The sequence below is a fragment of the Pseudomonas sp. S06B 330 genome, from assembly GCF_002845275.2.
GTDB lineage: Bacteria > Pseudomonadota > Gammaproteobacteria > Pseudomonadales > Pseudomonadaceae > Aquipseudomonas.
Map to the genome: position 1 here is coordinate 907,345 of NZ_CP088149.1, position 20,483 is coordinate 927,827.

19 protein-coding genes are annotated in these 20,483 nt (G+C 60.2%); 5 read left to right on the plus strand and 14 right to left on the minus strand.

Annotated elements, in window-relative coordinates:
* Window positions 1-8: 8 nt before the first annotated feature.
* The 10 genes from pgi to dksA form a co-directional block, all read right to left on the minus strand.
* A complete protein-coding gene (gene pgi, locus CX511_RS04300; RefSeq protein ID WP_045182789.1) occupies window positions 9-1,673 on the minus strand; it encodes a glucose-6-phosphate isomerase in 1,665 nt (554 codons plus the stop codon).
* 134 nt (window positions 1,674-1,807) lie between these two features.
* Complete coding sequence (gene panC / locus CX511_RS04305) at window positions 1,808-2,665, minus strand: pantoate--beta-alanine ligase (protein WP_101292251.1); 858 nt, start codon at window positions 2,663-2,665, stop codon at window positions 1,808-1,810.
* Entirely contained in the window at window positions 2,662-3,462 is an 801-nt protein-coding gene (gene panB / locus CX511_RS04310; RefSeq protein WP_101292250.1) for a 3-methyl-2-oxobutanoate hydroxymethyltransferase, read from the minus strand. Before panB ends, panC begins: the two co-directional genes overlap by 4 nt.
* A gap of 250 nt (window positions 3,463-3,712) precedes the next feature.
* A complete protein-coding gene (folK, locus tag CX511_RS04315; protein ID WP_045182795.1) occupies window positions 3,713-4,189 on the minus strand; it encodes a 2-amino-4-hydroxy-6-hydroxymethyldihydropteridine diphosphokinase in 477 nt (158 codons plus the stop codon).
* Window positions 4,190-4,191: 2 nt separating this feature from the next.
* Window positions 4,192-5,580, minus strand: a complete 1,389-nt coding sequence (locus CX511_RS04320) for a polynucleotide adenylyltransferase PcnB (protein ID WP_045182797.1) — start codon at window positions 5,578-5,580, stop codon at window positions 4,192-4,194.
* A gap of 700 nt (window positions 5,581-6,280) precedes the next feature.
* Complete coding sequence (locus CX511_RS04325) at window positions 6,281-7,720, minus strand: sigma-54-dependent transcriptional regulator (protein WP_045182799.1); 1,440 nt, start codon at window positions 7,718-7,720, stop codon at window positions 6,281-6,283.
* 22 nt (window positions 7,721-7,742) lie between these two features.
* Window positions 7,743-10,697, minus strand: a complete 2,955-nt coding sequence (locus CX511_RS04330; protein ID WP_177327759.1) for a sensor histidine kinase — start codon at window positions 10,695-10,697, stop codon at window positions 7,743-7,745.
* Window positions 10,681-10,857: a hypothetical protein gene (locus CX511_RS04335; protein ID WP_003250005.1), complete on the minus strand. Its 177-nt coding sequence runs from the start codon at window positions 10,855-10,857 to the stop codon at window positions 10,681-10,683. The genes CX511_RS04330 and CX511_RS04335 overlap by 17 nt, the downstream gene beginning before the upstream one ends.
* Before the next feature lie 330 nt (window positions 10,858-11,187).
* Window positions 11,188-12,072 carry a tRNA glutamyl-Q(34) synthetase GluQRS gene (gene gluQRS / locus CX511_RS04340; RefSeq protein ID WP_045182801.1) on the minus strand — a complete coding sequence of 295 codons (885 nt, stop codon included), beginning with the start codon at window positions 12,070-12,072 and terminating at the stop codon, window positions 11,188-11,190.
* 69 nt (window positions 12,073-12,141) lie between these two features.
* On the minus strand, window positions 12,142-12,588 hold the full coding sequence (gene dksA / locus CX511_RS04345) for an RNA polymerase-binding protein DksA (RefSeq protein WP_045182803.1): 447 nt from the start codon (window positions 12,586-12,588) through the stop codon (window positions 12,142-12,144).
* A gap of 210 nt (window positions 12,589-12,798) precedes the next feature.
* Here dksA and CX511_RS04350 point away from each other — a divergent pair, with 210 nt between their 5' ends.
* Window positions 12,799-13,971, plus strand: a complete 1,173-nt coding sequence (locus tag CX511_RS04350) for a pyridoxal phosphate-dependent aminotransferase (protein ID WP_045182805.1) — start codon at window positions 12,799-12,801, stop codon at window positions 13,969-13,971.
* Window positions 13,971-14,684 (plus strand): DNA/RNA nuclease SfsA, encoded by a 714-nt coding sequence (gene sfsA, locus CX511_RS04355; protein WP_045182807.1) that lies wholly within the window; start codon window positions 13,971-13,973, stop codon window positions 14,682-14,684. The genes CX511_RS04350 and sfsA overlap by 1 nt, the downstream gene beginning before the upstream one ends.
* Here sfsA and CX511_RS04360 read toward each other — a convergent pair.
* Complete coding sequence (locus CX511_RS04360; RefSeq protein ID WP_045182810.1) at window positions 14,674-14,991, minus strand: Rieske (2Fe-2S) protein; 318 nt, start codon at window positions 14,989-14,991, stop codon at window positions 14,674-14,676. The genes sfsA and CX511_RS04360 overlap by 11 nt on opposite strands.
* 151 nt (window positions 14,992-15,142) lie before the next feature.
* Here CX511_RS04360 and CX511_RS04365 point away from each other — a divergent pair, with 151 nt between their 5' ends.
* Genes CX511_RS04365 through CX511_RS04375 form a run of 3 tightly spaced genes read left to right on the plus strand, consistent with a single transcriptional unit; the run spans window position 15,143 to window position 17,810 of the window.
* The gene (locus tag CX511_RS04365) at window positions 15,143-16,009 is read left to right on the plus strand and encodes a heme/hemin ABC transporter substrate-binding protein (RefSeq protein WP_101292248.1); all 867 of its coding nucleotides are present in this window, start codon (window positions 15,143-15,145) and stop codon (window positions 16,007-16,009) included.
* Window positions 16,010-16,059: 50 nt separating this feature from the next.
* Entirely contained in the window at window positions 16,060-17,043 is a 984-nt protein-coding gene (locus CX511_RS04370; protein WP_177327762.1) for a FecCD family ABC transporter permease, read from the plus strand.
* Window positions 17,043-17,810, plus strand: coding sequence for a heme ABC transporter ATP-binding protein (locus tag CX511_RS04375; protein WP_045182819.1), 768 nt, complete (start codon window positions 17,043-17,045; stop codon window positions 17,808-17,810). Before CX511_RS04370 ends, CX511_RS04375 begins: the two co-directional genes overlap by 1 nt.
* A 201-nt stretch (window positions 17,811-18,011) precedes the next feature.
* Here CX511_RS04375 and CX511_RS04380 read toward each other — a convergent pair whose 3' ends face one another.
* From CX511_RS04380 to CX511_RS04390, 3 genes are all read right to left on the minus strand, one after another.
* Window positions 18,012-18,284 (minus strand): TfoX/Sxy family protein, encoded by a 273-nt coding sequence (locus tag CX511_RS04380; RefSeq protein WP_045182822.1) that lies wholly within the window; start codon window positions 18,282-18,284, stop codon window positions 18,012-18,014.
* A 167-nt stretch (window positions 18,285-18,451) separates the two neighbouring features.
* Window positions 18,452-18,796 carry a pentapeptide repeat-containing protein gene (locus CX511_RS04385; RefSeq protein WP_045182824.1) on the minus strand — a complete coding sequence of 115 codons (345 nt, stop codon included), beginning with the start codon at window positions 18,794-18,796 and terminating at the stop codon, window positions 18,452-18,454.
* Window positions 18,797-18,900: 104 nt separating this feature from the next.
* Window positions 18,901-20,463, minus strand: coding sequence for a bifunctional aminoglycoside phosphotransferase/ATP-binding protein (locus CX511_RS04390; protein WP_101292247.1), 1,563 nt, complete (start codon window positions 20,461-20,463; stop codon window positions 18,901-18,903).
* Window positions 20,464-20,483: the final 20 nt, after the last annotated feature.

The window sequence follows — 20,483 nt, forward strand, 5'->3', positions numbered from 1 at the left end:
AAGCAGGATCAACCGCGATGACGGCTGCGGAAGAAGTTGATCAGGCCTTGGGTAGACGCGTCTTCGGCAGCGTCTTCGATGCCGCCGGTCAGTCGCTGGTACACGCCCTTACCGAGCTCCTTGCCCAGTTCCACGCCCCACTGATCGAAGGCGTTGATGCCCCAGATCACGCTCTGCACGAAAACCTTGTGCTCGTACATGGCTACCAGCGCGCCGAGGCGGCGTGGGCTGATGCGTTCGACCACCAGGGTGTTGCTCGGACGGTTGCCGGGGATCACCTTGTGCGGCGCGAGCTTTTGCACTTCTTCTTCGCTCACGCCTTTGTCGCGCAGCTCGGCTTCAGCTTCGGCGCGGGTCTTGCCGAGCATCAGCGCCTGGCTCTGCGACAGGCAGTTGGCGTAAAGCCACTGATGGTGGTCGGCAACTGGATTGAAGCTGACCACCGGGACGATGAAGTCTGCCGGAATCAATTGCGTGCCTTGGTGCAGCAACTGGTGGTAGGCATGTTGGCCGTTGCAACCGACGCCACCCCAGATCACAGGGCCGGTGTCGTGGTTCACTGGCGTACCGTCCTGACGAACGCTCTTGCCGTTGGACTCCATGTCCAGCTGCTGCAGGTGCTTGGTGATGTTACGCAGGTAGTGATCGTACGGCAGGATCGCATGGCTCTGCGCACCCCAGAAGTTGCCGTACCAGACGCCCAGCAAAGCCAGTAGCACCGGCATGTTCTGTTCGAATGGCGCGTTCTGGAAATGCTGGTCCATGGTGTAGGCACCGGACAGCAGCTCTTTGAAGTTGGCGGTACCGATGGCCAGCGCAATCGGCAGGCCAATGGCCGACCATAGCGAGTAGCGCCCACCGACCCAGTCCCACATCGGGAAGATGTTTTCTTCGCGGATACCGAAGGCCACCGCGGCAGCCTTGTTGCTCGATACGGCGATGAAGTGCTTGTACAGTTCGGCTTCCGAACCGCCTTGGGCCAGGTACCAGCTGCGTGCAGCCTGGGCGTTCTTCAGGGTTTCCAGGGTGTTGAAGGATTTCGAGGAAACGATGAACAGCGTGGTTTCGGCGCGCAGTTTGGCCGACAATTCATGGAATTCACTGCCGTCGATATTGGCCAGGTAATGGCAACGGACGCCGCGCTGGGCGTAGGGCAGCAGGGCTTCGGACACTAGCTCAGGGCCGAGGAACGAGCCACCGATGCCGATGTTCACCACGTCGGTGATCGGTTTTTCACTGTAACCGCGCCACAGGCCGTCATGGATACGCCCGACCAGTTCAGTCACCTGGTTGAGGACCTTGTGTACCTCAGGCATCACGTTGACGCCGTTTACGCTCAACTTGTCGCCTACCGGGCGGCGCAAGGCGGTGTGCAGGGCAGGGCGGCCTTCAGAGGCGTTGAGGATCTCGCCGGAAAACAGCGCCTTGATTGCCTCTTGCAGGCCAACTTCATTGGCCAGACCGACCAGCAGATCACGGGTTTGGCCGTTGATCAGGTTCTTCGAATAGTCGAGAAACAGCCCGCAAGTGCTCAAGGAAAAATGTTCGAAACGCTGCGAATCAGCATTGAATGCCTCGCGCATGCTGAAGTCCTGCATGGCATCGCGGTGCTGCTGGAGCGCGTGCCACGCAGGCAAGGTCGTAACATCATGAGGGGTGCGGTAGTACGCCATCGCTGCAGGTTTCCTTATTGCGTGAACTGCCTTGGACACTGAAAAAAGCGCCCCGTTTGCAGGCTGATGCCAATTATAGGCATGCAGCCTGCTTTACCGGGAGTAGGCCCATCTGAACAAAAATGACGACGGTGTTATTTGTCGTCGAGATTCAGGTGCAGGTTGTCGATCAGGCGGGTATTGCCCAGAACGGCGGCCGCGAGGATCACCAGGTCGCGGTCTTCAGCCGCGGCCGGGCGCAGGCTCAGGGCCTGGCGGATTTCCAGGTAGTCCGGTAGAAAGCCAGCAGTGGCCAGTTGCGCCTGACCCTGGGCAATCAGGGCGGGGTAGTCGCGCTGACCTTGCTCGATGGCATGCGCCATTTCGCTCAACACGCGATACAGCGTCGGGGCAGACTGGCGTTGGGCGTCGTTGAGGTAACCATTGCGTGAGGACAGCGCCAGACCGTCTTCGGCGCGCACGGTCGGTTCGCCAATGATCTGGATCGGCATGTTCAGGTCACGGACCAGGGCACGGATGACCGCCAATTGCTGGAAGTCTTTCTGGCCGAATACCGCCAGATCCGGCTGGACCATGTTGAACAACTTGCTGACGACCGTAGCCACACCTTCGAAATGACCTGGGCGGCTGGCGCCACAAAGTCCTTCGGACAGTTGTGGAACGCTGACGCGAGTCTGGCCGTCCATGCCATCGGGGTACATCTCTTCGACGGTGGGGGCGAACAACAGGTGGCAACCGGCCTGGAGTAACTTCTCCTGGTCGGCGGCGAGGGTCCGAGGGTACTTGTCGAGGTCTTCGCTGGGGCCGAACTGCAGCGGGTTGACGAAGATGCTCGCGACGACGAAATCGACGCGTTGCGCCGCCTTGGTCACCAGTGCGGCGTGGCCACTGTGCAGGTTACCCATGGTCGGCACGAAACCGATGCGTTTACCTTCACTGCGCGCGCGCGCCACGGCGGCGCGCAGTTCGCGGACGGTCTTGACTGTATTCATGCACTGAACCCGTGTTCGCTGCCGGGGAAGCTGACATCCTTGACGGCTGTTATATAGGCACTGAGTGCACCCTGGATGTCGCTCTGGCCGGCCATGAAGTTCTTCACGAACTTCGGCACGCGACCAGTCAGCGACAAGCCGAGCATGTCGTGGAGCACCAGTACCTGGCCATCGGTCGCGCTGCCGGCGCCGATACCGATCACCGGAATGCTTACCGCCTGGGTGATTTCGGCAGCCAGTTCGCTCGGCACGCATTCGAGCAGCAGCATGGCGGCACCCGCCTGCTCAAGAGCGATGGCGTCGGCACGCATCTGCCGCGCCTGGTTTTCCTGACGGCCCTGAACCTTATAGCCGCCGAGAATGTTCACCGTCTGCGGGGTCAGGCCCATATGAGCGCAGACCGGAACGCCACGCTCGGCCAGCAGACGGATGGTTTCCGCAAGCCAGGCGGCGCCCTCGACCTTGACCATATGCGCGCCCGCCTGCATCAGCGCGCCGCTGTTGGCGAATGCTTGCTCGGTGGTGGCGCAGGCCATGAACGGCAGGTCGGCGAGAATCAATGCCCCTTCATTGCCGCGTTTGACGCAGGTGGTGTGGTAGGCCATCTCGGCCGTGGTTACCGGCAAGGTGCTGTCATGACCCTGCAGGACCATGCCCAGGGAGTCACCGACCAGCAGGATTTCCACGCCGGCGCGACTGGCAGCCTGGGCGAAGGTCGCGTCGTAGCAGGTCAGCATGGCTATTTTCTCACCCTTGGCCTTGAGGCTCTGCAGGGTGGTCAGGGTTACATCTGGCATGAAAAGGAATCCTCAATCAGGCGCTGTGAAAAACGACTGCGTACAACGCGTGTATTCATCTTCTGGAACAGCACATCATCGATCGTGGTGTTTTAGTTACGACCTGTTCCAGGCCTATATACGCCTTTTGCGGCGCTCAGGCGCCACGGGAGGCCTATAGTCGTGAGGGAGGGGGCTGAAGTCAATTACCCTGTTACCGCATTGTTACGAATGCGCTGTTACGGGCGTTACCGGATGGGGGAACGCCCGGTTACAGGCGTTCCAAACCGACGAACGGGCAATCTGCCAGTAACTGGGCGAGGCTGCGCTGGTCAGCAAGCACGAAGTCTTCCGGTACCAATTCGGCCAGGGGGTAAAGGACGAACGGTCGCGCCTGCATGTGGTAATGCGGGACTTTGAGGCGGGGGATGTCGATCAGTTGATCGCCGTACAGCAGAATATCCAGGTCCAGTGTGCGCGGCCCCCAGCGCTCCTTGCGCTCGCGGCCTTGGGCAGCCTCGATAGCTTGCAAGCTATCGAGCAAATCCAGGGGTACCAAGACGGTGTCCAGCGCGGCGACAGCATTGGTGTAGCGCGGTTGGCCGGGCGACAGCGATTCGCTGCTGTAGAACGCAGAAACCGCCACCATGGTTGTACCGGGCAAGTCGCGTAGGGCATTAATGGCGCTACGCAGTTGTTCCTGAGGTTCTGCCAGGTTGCTGCCCAAGCCGATGTACACGCGCTCCATGCTTATTCGCCTGCACCACCGTCAGCACGCTTGCGTTTGCTCGGGCTACGCTTGCGTTTGCGCGGGCCGGCACCGGTGCCTTCCTCGCGGCTGCCCAGGTCACGGATCATGTCGCGCCGCTCGCTGTCGTTGCAGTCCTGATAGTCAGTCCACCATTGGCCCAGGCCGTCGGTTTCCTCGCCCGCGCTTTCACGTAACAGCAGGAAGTCATAACCGGCACGGAAACGCGGGTTGTCGAGTAACAGGTCGGCTCGCTTGCCGCTACGGCGTGGCAGGCGTTCCTGCATGTCCCAGATCTCGCGGATCGGCAGGGTGAAGCGTTTAGGGATCGCGATGCGCTGGCACTGTTCGCTGATCAGCTCATGGGCGGCTTCGTTCATCGCCGGGATCGGCGGCATGCCACGGCTTTGCAGGCGCAGGGCGCGACCAGGCAAGGCTGGCCAGAGCAAGGCGGCAAACAGGAAGGCCGGTGTTACCGGCTTGCCCTGTTTGATGCGCAGGTCGGTGTTGATCAAGGCCTGGCTGATCAGGGTATGGGTGTAGGTTGGGTGTTCTTCCAACGCTTCAGCACTGGCCGGGAACAGCGGATCGAACAGCTGCAGGTCGACCAGCATTTCGAAGGTATCGGCGGCGTGTCCAGAGAGGAACAACTTGAGCGTTTCCTCGAACAGGCGCGCGGACGGGATTTCGCGCAGCATCGGTGCCAGTTGGCGGATCGGCTGCACGGTGTGCTTTTCGATACCGAAGTTCAGCTTGGCGGCAAAACGTACGGCACGCAGCATCCGCACCGGGTCTTCCTGGTAACGCTGGGTCGGATCACCGATTAGGCGGATCAGGCGGTTGCGGATGTCGTGGACGCCATTGGCGTAGTCGAGGATGCGTTCGCTGACCGGATCGTAATACAGGGCGTTGATGGTGAAGTCGCGGCGTTGCGCGTCTTCTTCCAAGGTGCCGTAGACGTTGTCACGCAGGATTCGGCCACTTTCGTTACGCGACGAGGTGTGGCTGTCTTCTGCTTCGCTTTCCGGATGGTTGGCGCGGAAGGTCGCGACTTCGATGATTTCACGGCCGAAATGGATGTGAACCAGCTTGAAGCGGCGACCGATGATCCGCGCATTGCGAAACTCGGCACGGACTTGTTCAGGGGTGGCGCTGGTGGCGACGTCGAAGTCTTTGGGGGTGATACCCAAGAGTTGGTCTCGCACACAGCCACCGACCAGGTAGGCCTGGTAGCCAGCATTTTGCAGGCGCTCAACGATGCTCACCGCATGACGACTGAATTGGCCACGTTGCAGCGAGTGTTGACCGCTATTGATCACTTCAGGCGTGGTGCGCTTGTGGTGCGGACCACGTACGGGAGGACGGAACGACTGGAACAGCTTCTTCAGCATGGGATGCACTGTTTGAAGGAATGTTCGGCCAAAAAAGAAGAATGGCCGCATGATGGGCGGGGATTCTAGCATTTACTGGGGGGATGGTGTAGGCGCTAGCAAAGCGGGGTGATGCGAGGGGAGAAACTACAAGGGGAGCCGAAGCTCCCCAAGAAGTAGTTGCGTGCTCTTATTGTTTTTTTGCCGGGCTTCTTGTTTTTGTTGAGTGCCCTATCCACAAAACGCAAAGCTTGTGGACGATCTCCCTAACCGGGATTCAAGAGCAAACGGATTGCTTTGGTCGCTGAGGTTGCAATGATCATGCGATCCAACCAGTTCAGGCCCTGCTTGAGTGCAGTTTTTGTTGTTCTCTGCCTGGTTGTGGGGCAAGCCCCAAATACAACTCCTCTCCAAAAGAATCAGTTAGCTGCGCCTCCGCCGTCTTGTTCTTATTGTGCGTGAGCCGATTCGTCTTATTTTTATTATATTTTGCAGTGCTTGTTATTGTTCTTGTACCAAACATATAGCAGGTGTCGTGCCAACTTTTGCAAGCCCCAGTAAAACAAGGGGTTAGGGCGATTTTAGGGGGCGGGTGAGGCGAAAAAAAACCGGGGCTTCGTTACCTTAAGCCCCGGTTTTTGTTACGAGATTGTGGCGAGGTAACAGTTTTTTCACATTTCGCTGTGTTACCGCTTCGCCCCCCGGTGACAGCTGAAAGGGATCAGCTGTCGCTGGTGGCGCCACTCTTGCGCCGGGGGATACCCAGGCGCTGGCGACGTTCCCACAGACACTTACGGCTAACACCCAGTTTGCGTGCCAGCTCGGTCTCAGTCATGTGGTCCTGGTGCTCAAGCACGAAGTGCTGAAAGTAGTCTTCCAGGGACAGGTCTTCGGTTGGCTCATGGCTGGTGTTGTTGGCCGTGCTGCCATTGCCGGACAGGCTGGTGAACGGCTCATCGTCGTCCAGGTCGCTCAGTTCGATATCGATGCCCAGCAAGTCGGCGGAAATCTCCGGGCTCTCACAGAGGATCACTGCTCGCTCAACGGCGTTTTCCAGCTCACGCACGTTACCTGGCCAGGCGTAGTGACGGATGGCCTGTTCGGCATCGTGGCCGAAGCGCAGGTCGGTGCGGCCGACACGCGCACTTTGCCGGGCGAGGAAGGCATTGGCGATCTCGTTGACGTCTGCGCCGCGCTCGCGCAGCGCAGGCAGCTTGAGGGCGATAACATGCAGGCGGTAATAAAGGTCTTCGCGGAACTGGCCGATCTTGGCCAGGTTCTTCAGGTCGCGGTGGGTCGCAGCGATCAGGCGCACATCGACCTTTTGCGACTGCACCGAGCCAACCCGGCGAATTTCGCCTTCCTGCAGTACCCGCAACAGGCGTGCCTGGGCCTCCAGTGGCAGTTCGCCGATTTCGTCGAGGAACAAGGTGCCGCCGTCGGCGGCTTCGACCAGGCCGGCGCGGCCGGCGCTGGCGCCGGTGAAAGCCCCTTTTTCGTGGCCGAACAGTTCCGATTCAATCAGCGTTTCCGGGATCGCTGCGCAGTTCACCGAGATCATCGGTGCCTTGGCGCGACGCGAGAGGTTGTGCAAGGCGCGGGCAACCAGCTCTTTACCGGTACCCGATTCGCCCTGGATCAGTACATTGGAGTCAGTGGGCGCTACCTTGCGGATCTTGCTGTACAGGTCCTGCATCGGAGGGCAGGAGCCGATGATGCCAATCTCACCATTGGCTGCGTTGCTCGTCCCTTTGTCTGCCGCGCCGGTCTTGCCGTTACCCCGTACTTCGGCCGGTGCTGCCGGTGCGTTCTGCCGGTCACGCAGAATGCGTGCTACGGCCTGGAGCATTTCGTCATGATCGAAAGGCTTGGCGATGTAGTCCACCGCGCCCATCTTCATCGAGTCGACCGCAGAGCGCAGGCTGGCGTAGCTGGTCATGATCAGCACCGGCGTACCCTGGCCGAGCTTGATCAGTTCTGTACCCGGGGCGCCGGGTAGACGCAGGTCACTGACAATCAAGTCGAAGGTGGCAATGCTGAAGCGCTCCTGTGCTTCCTGCACCGATCCGGCTTCGCTGACCTGATACTGGTTCCGTTCCAGTAGTCGACGCAGTGCCGAGCGGATGATGGTTTCGTCTTCGACGATCAGAATATGCGGCATTGATTCAATTCTCTCGACGGTCTCAGTTCACAGCGGACGTCGCTACGACATGGCGTGGCAGGGTCACTCGGATCCGTGTGCCACGTTGGCTCTGGGTATCAGCCGGGCTGTCGATGGTGATTTGTCCATAATGCTCTTCCACGATGGAATAGACCAGAGCAAGCCCCAGTCCAGTCCCTTCGCCCGGGTCCTTGGTTGTGAAAAAGGGTTCGAACAGACGATCCATGATGTTTTTCGGAATACCGCTGCCTTCGTCCTCGACGATCAGGTCGACGGTATGCTCGCTCGCTTCGCTCTTGACCCGTACGGCACTGCCGGCAGGTGAGGCATCGCGAGCGTTGGACAGCAAGTTGATCAAGACCTGAGCCAGGCGCTGCGGGTCGCCATCGACCCAGTGCTCGGGGTCGCACAGGTTGAAGAACTGTACTTCGAAATTGCGCCGGTTCAAGGCCAGCAGACCGATGGCGTCCTGCGCAACCTCGGCCAGGCAGACCGGCTCGTCACTGTGCTGGTGGCTACCGGCATGGGCGAAGCTCATCAGCGACTGGACAATGCGTGAAATACGCTTGGTCTGCTCAAGAATCTGGCTGCTCAATTCAGTGATCTCGCCATCATCCTCACGCTCTTCGCGTAGGTTCTGCGCGAGGCAGGCGATGCCGGTAACAGGGTTGCCGATCTCGTGAGCGACCCCGGCAGCCAGGCGGCCAATACTGGCCAGGCGTTCGGAGTGCACCAGTTTGTCTTCCAGGGCCTGGGTTTCGGTGAGGTCTTCGACCAATACCACCAAGCCACTGTTGCCCGGCGCCAGTGGCTCGTCGATGGCCGCTTTATGCAGGTTCAGCCAGCGGTTCTGACCGTCCAGGCCCAGGCGCTGCTTGTGCAGGTGTTCGTCGGGAATATTGGTGAAGCCGAGCAGCAGGCCACGCCAGGGTTCGCCAATGGTGGTCAGGCGCGAGCCAACAACGCGCTTGGCGGGAATGCCGGTGAGCTCTTCCATGGCCTTGTTCCACATGAGGATCTCCTGATCCTTGGCTAGCGAGCAAACGCCCATTGGCAGTTCCTGCAAGGTTTGGCGGTGGTAGCGGCGCAGGGCGTCGAGCTCGGCGGCGAGGCCGGTCAGGCGTGAGTGATAGTCTTCCAGCCGGCTTTCAATGAAGTGGATGTCTTCAGTGACGTAATTTTCATTCCCGGACTTGTAGGGGAGGAAGGTTTCCACCATGTCCTGGGCCACGCTCGGCCCCATCAACCCCGACAGGTTGGCTTCGATGCGATCACGCAGACGGCGCAACGCATAAGGGCGGCGCTCGTCAAAGGGCAGGTAGAGATCGCGCAGGGCCTGCTCCACTTCCTTCTGCGCAGCCTTTGCCCCCAGGGGCTTGGCCAGTTGCGTGGCAAACTCCTGTGGTGAGGCAGCATGCAACTCGCGGCGTTGCGGGCGACGCACGTTATCCACAGCGCACGCTTCGGCGGCGCTGACTTCTTCGGTACTGGCGTTGGTGAACAGCGAGATCAGGGTGAAAAGCAATACGTTCGCGGCGAGCGAGGCAATGGCCGCCATGTGCCAACTGGTATCGTCGAGCACATAGATCATGTTCAGCAACGGGATGTAGAAGCCCTGCAGATTGCCCACCAGGGGCAGCAGCATGGTCACCATCCACACCAGAATCCCGGCCAGCAGTCCGGCAATGAAACCCCGACGGTTAGCGGTCGGCCAATAGAGAACCGAAAGTACGCCCGGCAGGAACTGCAGGGTGGCAACGAAGGCAACGATGCCAAGGTTGGCCAGGTCCTGCTGGCTGCCAAGGGTCAGGTAGAAACCAAAACCGGCAGCGATGATGGCAACGATGAGCGCTCGCCGGGTCCACTTCAGCCAGCGATAGATATTGCCTTCGGCTGGCGGCTGGTAGAGCGGCAGTACCAAGTGGTTCAGGGCCATGCCCGAGAGAGCCAGGGTGGTGACGATGATCAAGCCACTTGAGGCTGATAGCCCACCGACATAAGCAAGTAGCGCCAGGGCCTGATTGTTGGCGGCGATCCCCAGGCCCAGCGTGAAGTATTCAGGGCTGGTGCTGGCACCCATCTTCAAGCCGGCCCAGAGGATCAGCGGCACCGCCAGGCTCATCAGCAGCAGGAACAACGGCAAGCCCCAACTGGCGCTGACCAGCGAGCGCGGGTTGAGGTTTTCGGTAAAAGCCATGTGATACATGTGCGGCATGACGATAGCTGAGGCGAAAAACACCAGCAGCAGGGTTCGCCACGGGCCTTCCTGCAACGGCGTGTGCAGGGCCGCAAGGGCTGTCTGGTTTTGCAGCAACCAGACTTCCAATTGATGCGGCCCACCAAACACACCATACAGCGCGTACAGGCCTATACCGCCCAGAGCCAGTAACTTGATCACCGACTCAAATGCGATGGCGAACACTAAGCCTTCGTGTTTTTCTCGGGTGGCGATATGGCGCGAGCCGAAAAAGATGGTGAACAGGGTAATCAAGGCGCAAAAGGCCAGGGCTACGCGAGCCTTGACCGGCTCGCCCGTGAGAATACTGATGGAGTCGGCCACCGCTTGAATCTGCAGGGCCAATAGCGGCAGCACACCGATCAGCATGAACACTGTAGTCAGCGCTCCGCCCCAGGTACTGCGAAAGCGGAAGGCGATCAGGTCGGCCAGCGACGACAACTGATAGGTGCGGGTGATCTTCAGAATCGGGTACAGCAGCACCGGCGCTAGCAGGAAAGCGCCGGAAACCCCCAGGTAACAGGCAAGAAAGCCGTAACCGTACTGGTAGGCCAGACCGACTGAACCATAGAAGGCCCAGGCGCTGGCGTAGACGCCCAGCGACAAGGTATAGGTCAAGGGGTGGCGAATGATCGAACGCGGGATCATGCCGCGTTCGCTGATCCAGGCCACACCGAACAGCACCAGCAGGTAGGCGGCGCTGATCAGGATCATCTGGGTCAGGCTAAAGCTCATCGGCATCACGTTGGCTCTGCAGGATAAAGGTCACGACGATCAGGATCAGCCAGAGCAGGTATGGGCGATACCAGGCACCGGTTGGCTCGATCCACCAGTCCATGATGGCCGGGGAGAACAGATAGATCCCCACGACCAGAAGCAGGACCAAACGATAGATATACATGCTGGCCTCAAAGGTTAGGGCGCTGCGGCTTGAACTTATTATTGGCGCAAATGGCTGCGGCGATGGTAACGGATGGGCTCAAGACTGCAAACGACCTTGCGTGTTTTAGCCAAAGATTTGAATTTATTGGGCTTTGTGTGTGAGAGCGAGCCTTATCGCACATTAGGCAGCAGCACTTGCGGTAGCTGCTGCCGAGGCACGAGGCTGCGATCGACTGCAGCGCAGTCGCACCTCGGCCATTGCATTGCTCCTGACGAATCGCGGCAGTCTGGTTTTGCGGGCGTTTCACGCCCGATCGCAGCCTGGCGGCAGCGGCTACAGCTGACTGGGCTAGAGGTCTGCTTCGGGCACGCTTCGGCGCTGAGGCAAGGTGTCGGGGTTCCAACGCGAAGCAGCGTGGGTCAGCACTTCGGCCGGAGTGCCTTGCAGCATGCTCGCCTCGATGGGCTGGCCCAAGGCGCGCAGGGCGCGCAACAGCAGGGGCGTGGCCTGCTCCGGCGGCAGTGGTGCCGAGCGATATGACTTACCCAGCTTGTGCCCGTCGGGCTGGGTAATCAGTGGCACATGCAGGTAGCGTGGTTGCGACAGCCCCAGCAACTCCTGCAGGTAAAGCTGGCGCGGGGTATTGTCCAGCAGGTCGGCACCACGCACGATGTCGGTTACCCCTTGCCAGGCATCATCCAGCACAACCGCCAACTGATACGCGTACAACCCGTCGCGCCGACGAATCACGAAGTCGCCAACGTCGCGGCCTAGATGCTGTTCAAAGTAGCCCTGCAAGCGATCTGTGAAGTGGTAGGTCAGTTCAGGTACGCGCAGGCGAATGGCAGCATCTTCCTGCGCATGGCCAGCATTGCGACACAGACCTGGGTAAATACCGTTGTAGCCTTCCAGTTGCTTGCGCGAGCAGGTGCAGGCGTAAGCCAGACCCTGACGGAACAAGCGCTCGATCACTTCGGCGTATGCCTCATGGCGTTGACTCTGGTAGACCACCTCACCATCCCATTCCAGGCCATAGCTTTCCAGGGTGTGCAGGATCGCCGCCTGAGCGCCGGGCGCTTCGCGGGGTGGGTCGATATCTTCCATGCGCAGTAGCCACTGTCCGCCAACCGCACGGGCATCAAGCCAGGAGGCGAGCGCGGCAACCAGTGATCCGAAGTGCAGAAATCCGCTTGGAGTGGGGGCGAAACGCCCGATGTAGCGAGGGTTGTTCATGCTCATGCGCAAGCAATCGTCACAGCTATAAATGAAGCGGGGCGCCTAGAGCGCCCCGTTCTGGTTACGTCAGGCCTTACCGACCTGTTTTTCCTTGATTTCTGCCAAGGTCTTGCAGTCGTAGCACAGGTCCGCAGTAGGGCGGGCCTCCAGGCGCCGAATGCCGATTTCAACGCCGCAGCTTTCGCACCAGCCGTATTCTTCGTCTTCGATCAGTTGCAGGGTCTTGTCGATTTTCTTGATCAGCTTGCGCTCGCGATCGCGATTGCGCAGCTCAAGGGCGAACTCTTCTTCCTGGCTGGCGCGATCGGCCGGGTCAGGGAAGTTGGCTGCCTCGTCTTTCATGTGGTCCACAGTCTTGTCGACGCCTTCCATCAACTCCTGCTTCCACTTGTGCAGGAGTTTAGTGAAGTGCGCTCGCATGGGGGCACCCATGTACTCCTCACCCTTGGTTTCTTTATAGGGTTCGAAGCCGCGAACGAGTTGACTGCTTTGTTGCTTTTCTTGGGTGGACATGAATAGACCGCCTCTCACTCTTCTAATCCATTGCGCAGGCTGCTCCATCTCCGGCGCCCGCCGGCCCTGCGACTGCGAGCCGCCGAACTTACCAGATCGAATCGGGGCGCGCTACTCCCGGTTGTCTTCGTGGTTGACAGCAGGTTTAGCCACACGTTCGCCTCAGCACATGAGTAGAATCATTATTCTAGACCCTTTTGAGAGAAGGCTATGGCCCAGCCCTACAGTGCGCGCAGTCGCGCCATCGAACCTTTCCACGTCATGGCCCTGCTGGCCCGCGCCAATGAGCTGCAAGCCAGTGGCCGTGATGTTATTCACCTGGAAATCGGCGAACCGGACTTTACCACCGCCGCCCCAATCGTCGAGGCCGGCCAGGCCGCACTGGCCGCCGGGCACACCCGCTACACCGCCGCGCGAGGCTTGCCCGCACTGCGCGAGGCGATTGCCGGTTTTTACCAGCAGCGCTACGGCCTGAGCATCGATCCCGAACGAATCCTGATTACCCCGGGCGGCTCCGGTGCCTTGCTGCTGGCCAGCAGCCTGCTGGTCGATCCGGGCAAGCACTGGTTGCTGGCCGACCCTGGCTACCCGTGCAACCGACACTTTCTGCGCCTGGTCGAAGGGGGGGCGCAGTTGGTGCCCGTGGGCCCAGAGGTCAATTATCAGCTCACCGCTGACCTGGTCGAACGCTACTGGGATCAGGACACCGTTGGTGCGCTGGTGGCGTCCCCGGCCAATCCAACCGGCACTGTGCTTGACCGTAGCGAGCTGGCCAGCCTGTCGGCGGCAACGCGCGCGCACAATGGCCATCTGGTGGTGGATGAGATCTACCACGGGCTTACCTACGGTATGGACGCCGCCAGCGTGCTGGAAGTCGACGACCACGCCTTTGTCCTGAATAGTTTTTCCAAGTATTTCGGGATGACCGGTTGGCGCCTCGGCTGGCTGGTGGCCCCACCGGCAGCAGTGGCTGATCTGGAAAAATTGGCCCAGAACCTCTACATCAGCGCCCCCAGCATGGCCCAACATGCGGCACTGGCCTGTTTCCAGCCGCAAACGCTGGCCATCCTTGAAGAACGCCGCAACGAGTTCGCTCGCCGTCGCGACTTCCTGCTACCCGCCCTGCGTGAACTTGGCTTCAAGATTGCCGTGGAGCCGCAGGGGGCGTTTTACCTGTATGCCGACATCAGCGCCTTTGGCGGTGATGCGTTTGCCTTCTGTCAGCACTTTCTCGAAACCGAACATGTCGCCTTCACCCCTGGCCTGGACTTTGGCCGTTATCAGGCCGGACATCATGTCCGTTTCGCCTACACCCAGAGCCTGCCACGCCTGCAGGAAGCGGTAGAGCGGATTGCGCGTGGTCTACGGAGTTGGCAAGGCTGATGCGCTTTTCTCCACCACTTGAACGCGCACGGTTGCTGCGTCGCTACAAACGCTTTCTGGCCGACATCGAACTGGCCAGTGGCGAGCAACTGACCATTCATTGCCCCAATACCGGCTCGATGTTCAACTGCATGGTAGAAGGCGGTCAGGTCTGGTTCAGTCGTTCCAATGATCCCAAACGCAAGTTGCCAGGCACCTGGGAAATTAGTGAGACGCCACAAGGGCGTCTCGCCTGCGTCAACACCGGGCGGGCCAATGCCCTGGTCGAGGAAGCCCTGCGCGCTGGGGTGATCAGCGAACTGACCGGCTTTACCGGATTGAAGCGCGAAGTAGCCTATGGCGAAGAGCGCAGCCGGGTGGACTTTCGCCTGGAGTTTGCCGATGGGCCCGCCTATGTCGAAGTCAAGAGCGTGACCCTGGGCTTTGAGGACTCAGCCGTTGCAGCCTTTCCTGATGCGGTTACCCAGCGCGGTGCCAAGCACCTGCGTGAACTGGCGGCATTGGCCCGCCAGGGCGTTCGCGCGGTGCAGCTGTATTGCGTGAACCTCACTGGCATAGAGGCCGTGCGACCAGCAGAGGAAATCGATGCGGCCTATGCAGCAGCGTTACGCGCCGCCGTGGCCGATGGTGTCGAGGTCTTGGCCTACGGTACCCGCATCGATGGCGAGAAGGTCTACATCGACCGGGCATTGCCGGTAATGCTCACGCCATGAGCCAAATGCCCTGACTGTCTTCGTGGCAGTCCAGGGTGCTCAGGTGTTCCCCGGCGCAAGGCCCGGCCACACATTCGCCTGACTCGATGAGAAACAGCGCACCATGTCGGCTACAACTGATCAGGCTGGCGCTGGGGTCGAGAAACTGGTCGGGTTCCCAGTTCAGGGGGATGCCACGGTGGGGGCAGCGGTTGTGGTACAGGTACACGCGACCCGCGCGGCGCACGGCAAGCACGGCGATGCCTTCGACGGTGAAACCACGACTGTGGCCTTCGGCCAGTTCGGCGGGCAAACAGAGAAAATGCATAACGAAGGTTTACCTGAAGTCACAGTGTCGGCTTGACGTTCAAATGCAAATAATTATCAAATTAGTTCCACTAAGCCACGTCGGACGCTTTATACCGCGTGGCGCCTGGGTTATCCACCCGGATGGCCAGCCCTTTCCAAGGAAGCCCGTTATGCGCCGCAATGCCCGCCTGATCACGCTTTGTATCGGCCTCGTGTTTACCAGCCTGGCGCTGGCCGAAAATACTCCCCAGCGCTGGGTCAGTGCCGGAGGGGCATTGAGCGAGTGGGTCAGTGCGTTAGGTGCAGAGCAGCGATTGGTCGGTGTCGACACCACCAGCCAACATCCGCAATCGCTCAAGGCCTTGCCGAGCATTGGTTACCAGCGTCAACTGTCTGCCGAAGGTGTGTTGAGCCTGCGGCCGGATGTACTGGTCGGCACTGAGGAAATGGGCCCACCACCGGTGCTGGCGCAGATCCGCGGCGCCGGGGTTCAGGTCGAAATGTTTTCCAGCAAGGCTGATCTGCAGGCGGTTGAAGCCAACCTCAAGCACTTGGGACGCTTGCTCGGTAATGAAAAACAAGCCGAGCAGGTGTTTGCCGATTACCGTCAACAGTTGCAGGCCTTGCAAGACGCACTCAAGCAGGCGCAGGCCAAGCAACCGGCGCCAGGGGTAATTCTCCTGGTGGGGCATGGTGGCGCCAAGCCAATGATCGCCGGTAAAGGGACCGCCGGTGACTGGCTGCTCAAGCAGGCCGGTGCACGCAACCTGGCTGACAATGACGGCTACAAGAACTTCTCGGTTGAGGCCCTGGCGGCGCTCAACCCCGACGTGTTGGTGTTCGCCGACCGTAGCTTGAGCGGTGAGCAAGCCCTGCAAGCACTGCTCAAGGAAAATCCCGCGCTGAAAGCCTCACAGGCAGCACGTGATGGGCGCTTGGTCGAACTTGATCCCACGTTGTTGGTTGGTGGTCTGGGCCCGCGTCTGCCGAGTGCGCTGCAGCAGTTGTCGAACGCCTTTTACCCCGCTGCGCCATGACCCGCCTGGTGGCTCCGCGGACGCTGTTTGTCGTCCTGACGATGCTGTGCCTGCTGGCGGTGTGGTTATCGCTGGCCCTTGGTCCAGTCAGCCTGCCGTTGTTTGATACCTTGCGTGCTGGTTTGCGTCTGCTGGGTGTGCCCATTGCCGCTGATGGCTTGGAGCAGGCCGAACTGATCCTTGGTCAGATCCGCCTGCCTCGCACGCTGCTGGGCCTGACGGTCGGTGCCGTGCTGGCGTTGTCTGGGGTAGCCATGCAAGGCCTGTTTCGCAATCCACTGGCCGATCCAGGCCTGGTCGGGGTCTCCAGTGGTGCGGCGCTCGGTGCAGCCGTGGCGATTGTTGGCAGTACCTGGTTGGGGGGTATCCCGGAGGTCTTCGCGCCCTATTTGTTGTCGGTGTGTGCTTTTCTCGGGGGCCTGGGCGTGACCGCGCTGGTCTATCGCTTGGGACGACGTGACGGCCAGACCAGTGTGGCAACCATGCTGCTGGCCGGTATCGCCCTGACCGCCCTGGCCAGCTCGGTGGTTGGTCTGTTCACCTACCTGGCCGATGACGCCACCCTGCGCACCCTGACCTTCTGGAACCTGGGTAGCCTCAATGGCGCCAGCTATGAGCGCTTGTGGCCATTGGTGCTGGTGGCCGTTGCCGTGGCGCTGTGGCTGCCGCGCCGTGCCCAGGCGCTCAATGCCTTGCTGCTGGGAGAGTCTGAGGCGCGTCATTTGGGTATCGAAGTAGAGTCGCTCAAGCGTGAACTCGTATTTTGTACTGCCTTAGGGGTAGGGGCAGCGGTGGCAGCAGCGGGACTGATCGGTTTTATCGGCCTGGTGATTCCGCACTTGGTCCGCCTGCTGTGCGGTCCCGATCATCGCGTGCTGTTGCCTGCGTCATTGCTTGCCGGTGCTTCGTTGTTACTGTTTGCAGACCTGATCGCGCGGCTGGCGCTGGCACCGGCGGAGTTACCGATCGGCATTGTCACCGCCTTTATTGGCGCGCCGTTTTTCCTCTTTTTGTTGCTGCGAGGGCGTACCTGATGCTGTGTGGCGAAAGCGTGTCGCTGCGACGGGGCAGCAATCAAGTGCTGAGCGATGTCAGCCTGGCGCTTGAATCGAATCAGGTAGTAGGTGTGCTCGGTCCCAACGGGGCGGGTAAAAGCAGTTTGTTGAGTGTGTTGTGCGGCGAATTGATACCCAACGAGGGGCGAGTAACCCTCGAAGGCCGAGCGCTGTCGCAATGGCCAGGGCAGGAGCGGGCTCAGCGTCTGGCGGTGCTCCCACAGGTATCAAGTCTGGGTTTTGCCTTCAGGGTTGAAGAAGTGGTTGGCATGGGGCGCCTGCCACACCGAACAGGTCTTGAACGCGATCAAGCGATTATCGAGGCGGCACTGCAAGCTGCCGATGCCCGGCATCTGGTGGGGCGCAGCTACCTGGCATTGTCTGGCGGCGAGCGCCAGCGGGTACATCTGGCCCGGGTGCTGGCGCAGCTGTGGCCGGGAGAGCAGGGGCGCATCTTGCTACTCGACGAACCGACTTCGATGCTTGATCCCCTGCACCAGCACACCACCTTACAGGCTGTGCGTGATTTTGCCGATCGGGGAGCGGCGGTCCTGGTGATCCTCCATGACCTCAACCTGGCTGCCCGTTACTGTGACCGCATCCTACTGCTTGAAGCGGGCCGAATGCATGCCTTGGATACGCCGGAGCGGGTATTGAGCCCTGCGTCACTCAAAGCCGTGTACGGGATCGATGTGTTGGTTCAACCTCACCCAGAGCGTGGGCACCCGCTGATCATCACCCGCTGATAGGTTGCACAGAGTGAGGGGGAGGCGCTGGGCAAAAAAAGACCCGGCAAAAGAGCCGGGTCAATAACCGTGATTAGCCTGATGAGGAGATAATCTGAGCGTCCGAACCAGGGACTTTCAGGTTATCCAACCAGTCTCGCGACCAGTTGTGATAATCATAACGATTCTCATTACGGTGTCAATCACCGTGACAAACTATTTTCAATTATTTTTCCTCAAGGTCTTGGCGTCCAACTGCTGATTGAGGGCTTCCTTGCGCTCGGGTGGAATGTCATTCCAGTGCATATCAAGCAAGGCGCCTTCAATGGCGTAGAGCAGTACTTTCGAGGCCCGGAAGCCGCGGGTGCGTACCGCCCGGTAAGCGTCAACCGCACCAAGGCGACGCAAATCCGAAGCGCTGTGGATGCCGACCGCATGCAGCCACTGCGCAGAAGTCTTGCCCAGATTTTTCAGATGCTGGAGTTCATCGTTCATCAAGCCTCCTTGCGACGGCTGAACGGGTCTTATTAGGGGAATCGCGAGCAGGTCAAAGAGGAGTGTAGCGGCACTTGGAAAATACGCGGCGTTTTGCCATCCATGTGCCGACGGGTAGCTGAAAGGGGCCCGCCAGGCTGCAGCTGGCGGACGTTTGGGCAAGTGACTTAGCGGCTGCGATAGCGTAGGCGGGTGCCGAAATTAACCGACATGAGGATTTCGTCGGCGCTCAGCTGCGCAGGAAAGTAGGTGCCGGAGATTTGTGCATGGGCAAGGCTTGCACCTTCCAGGCCGTTGTCACGCAGATCCAGCCCGCGCAGGTCGGCGGCACGGAAGTAGGCATCGGTGAAATCGATACCGGCAGTGTCCAGTTCGCGCAGGTCGAGGCCGCGGAAATCGCCACCGCGAAAATCAATGCTGACGTCCTTGGGTTTTTCGCGGTTGAAGCTGACGATCTGTTCGTCATGCACCAGCGCGTACAGTGCGCTGTCCAGTTGCCGTGGCTGATTCATAAAGGCGCCTCCCTGGTGGACTTATGGTGACACTATAGTGCCATCATTCGGGAGGCGCGCAGGTTCAGGTGTGAAGTGTCGACTGCTTCACGTCCTGAAGAGCTTCAGAGCCCTGGCAGGCGCTGGCGGATCTGTTCGACCAGTTGGTCGAGGCTGCCGCTTTCATTGGTTTCCACGCGCTTGCTTTGCAGCAGCTCTTCAGCGGTCAGTGGCTCGCGGCTGGCTTGTTGAGCTTCGACGACTTCCAAGGTTGCATCGGAAGGATCGTTTTTATCGGCCTGACGTTGAGCGAGCCAGCTGGCGATAACGGCGTGTGGTGCATTGCAGTCAAGAATCAGGAACGGCACCCCGGTCTCGCTGGCAACGCCCGCTGCGGCCCGGCGCTGGGCCTGCTTGAGGTAGGTGGCATCAATGACCACCGGGAAGCCGGCACGCAGGATGGTTCCGGCCAACTGGTGCAGGCGCTCATAGGTGGCCTGGCTGGCGTCATTGCTGTAAATGCCGGCTTGCAGTTGCCCTTCGCTGTGGGTGGCTTGCTCACCGAACAGTCGTTTGCGTTCTACGTCCGAGCGCAGGCGGATGGCGCCCAGGGCATCGACCAGGCGCATGGCGACGTGGCTTTTGCCGACAGCAGAAACACCGTGGGTGATGGCCAGGAAGCGCGACGGGATGGCGCTGTAGCTTTCAGCCAGGTTGGCATAGTTGCGGTAAGTGCGCAGGGTCGTGGCGCGCTGCACCGCGTCGGCATTGGCCGGCATGCTGAACAGAGCAACCTTGGCCCGCACCAGGGCGCGGTAGGCCTTGTAGAAATTCAGCAGTTCCAGGCCAGCGTAGTCGCCGGTCAGCTCCAGGTACTGGCTGATGAAGCGTCGTGACAACGACTTCAGGCCGCGGTCTTCGAGGTCCATGGCCAGAAACGCAGCGTCGGCGTAGACGTCGGTCAGACGGAACGGTTCATTGAACTCGATGCAATCGAAGATCACCACCTTGCCATCGATCAGCGTGGCGTTACCCAGGTGGATGTCGCCGTGGCACTCGCGAATGAAGCCTTCGGTTTTACGCGCTTCAAGCAGGCTGTGCAGGCGCTTGAAGCTATCCTGGGCCCAGGCTTGCAGGGCGTCGAGCTGCTGCAGGTCGGCCTTGTCGGTGAGGAATGGGCGAACCTGCTCGAAGTTCTGCTCAACCGGTGCCATGACGCTGTCCGGCGTACCCAGTGGATGCTCGACTGCGACCTTGGGAGCCTGCAAGTGGAACTCGGCAATCTGCCGGGCCATCTGATCGATGTGCTCGGCGGTCAGTTCGCCGTTGGCCTGCAAGGTGCTGAGCATCTGATCTTGTGGAAACTGGCGCATTTTCAAGGCGTACTCGATTGCCTCGCCGTCGCCACCCAGTTGCGGCGCTTCCACGCTACCGGTGATCGGCAAGACGTCCAGGTACAGGCCATCGGTCAGGCGCTGGTTCAGGCGCAGCTCTTCATTACAGAAGTGTTTGCGGCCGGACAGTTCGGTGAAATCGAGGAAGCCGAAGTTCATCGGCTTCTTGATCTTGTAGGCATACTCGCCGGTCAACAGCACCCAGGAAATATGCGTCTCGATGAGCTGAAACGCCTTCACCGGGTGAGGGAACAGGGCGGGGTTTTGCAGCGCGGCGATCAAGGCTTGGCTCACGGGCGATCCTTCTGGGTCGT

What these genes read in the sequence shown, in the direction of transcription:
- pgi (WP_045182789.1), bottom strand. Translation starts at nt 1,673, where the DNA reads ATGGCGTACTACCGCACCCCTCATGATGTTACGACCTTGCCTGCGTGG.
- panC (WP_101292251.1), bottom strand. Translation starts at nt 2,665, where the DNA reads ATGAATACAGTCAAGACCGTCCGCGAACTGCGCGCCGCCGTGGCGCGC.
- panB (WP_101292250.1), bottom strand. Translation starts at nt 3,462, where the DNA reads ATGCCAGATGTAACCCTGACCACCCTGCAGAGCCTCAAGGCCAAGGGT.
- folK (WP_045182795.1), bottom strand. Translation starts at nt 4,189, where the DNA reads ATGGAGCGCGTGTACATCGGCTTGGGCAGCAACCTGGCAGAACCTCAG.
- CX511_RS04320 (WP_045182797.1), bottom strand. Translation starts at nt 5,580, where the DNA reads ATGCTGAAGAAGCTGTTCCAGTCGTTCCGTCCTCCCGTACGTGGTCCG.
- CX511_RS04325 (WP_045182799.1), bottom strand. Translation starts at nt 7,720, where the DNA reads ATGCCGCATATTCTGATCGTCGAAGACGAAACCATCATCCGCTCGGCA.
- CX511_RS04330 (WP_177327759.1), bottom strand. Translation starts at nt 10,697, where the DNA reads ATGCCGATGAGCTTTAGCCTGACCCAGATGATCCTGATCAGCGCCGCC.
- CX511_RS04335 (WP_003250005.1), bottom strand. Translation starts at nt 10,857, where the DNA reads ATGTATATCTATCGTTTGGTCCTGCTTCTGGTCGTGGGGATCTATCTG.
- gluQRS (WP_045182801.1), bottom strand. Translation starts at nt 12,072, where the DNA reads ATGAACAACCCTCGCTACATCGGGCGTTTCGCCCCCACTCCAAGCGGA.
- dksA (WP_045182803.1), bottom strand. Translation starts at nt 12,588, where the DNA reads ATGTCCACCCAAGAAAAGCAACAAAGCAGTCAACTCGTTCGCGGCTTC.
- CX511_RS04350 (WP_045182805.1), top strand. Translation starts at nt 12,799, where the DNA reads ATGGCCCAGCCCTACAGTGCGCGCAGTCGCGCCATCGAACCTTTCCAC.
- sfsA (WP_045182807.1), top strand. Translation starts at nt 13,971, where the DNA reads ATGCGCTTTTCTCCACCACTTGAACGCGCACGGTTGCTGCGTCGCTAC.
- CX511_RS04360 (WP_045182810.1), bottom strand. Translation starts at nt 14,991, where the DNA reads ATGCATTTTCTCTGTTTGCCCGCCGAACTGGCCGAAGGCCACAGTCGT.
- CX511_RS04365 (WP_101292248.1), top strand. Translation starts at nt 15,143, where the DNA reads ATGCGCCGCAATGCCCGCCTGATCACGCTTTGTATCGGCCTCGTGTTT.
- CX511_RS04375 (WP_045182819.1), top strand. Translation starts at nt 17,043, where the DNA reads ATGCTGTGTGGCGAAAGCGTGTCGCTGCGACGGGGCAGCAATCAAGTG.
- CX511_RS04380 (WP_045182822.1), bottom strand. Translation starts at nt 18,284, where the DNA reads ATGAACGATGAACTCCAGCATCTGAAAAATCTGGGCAAGACTTCTGCG.
- CX511_RS04385 (WP_045182824.1), bottom strand. Translation starts at nt 18,796, where the DNA reads ATGAATCAGCCACGGCAACTGGACAGCGCACTGTACGCGCTGGTGCAT.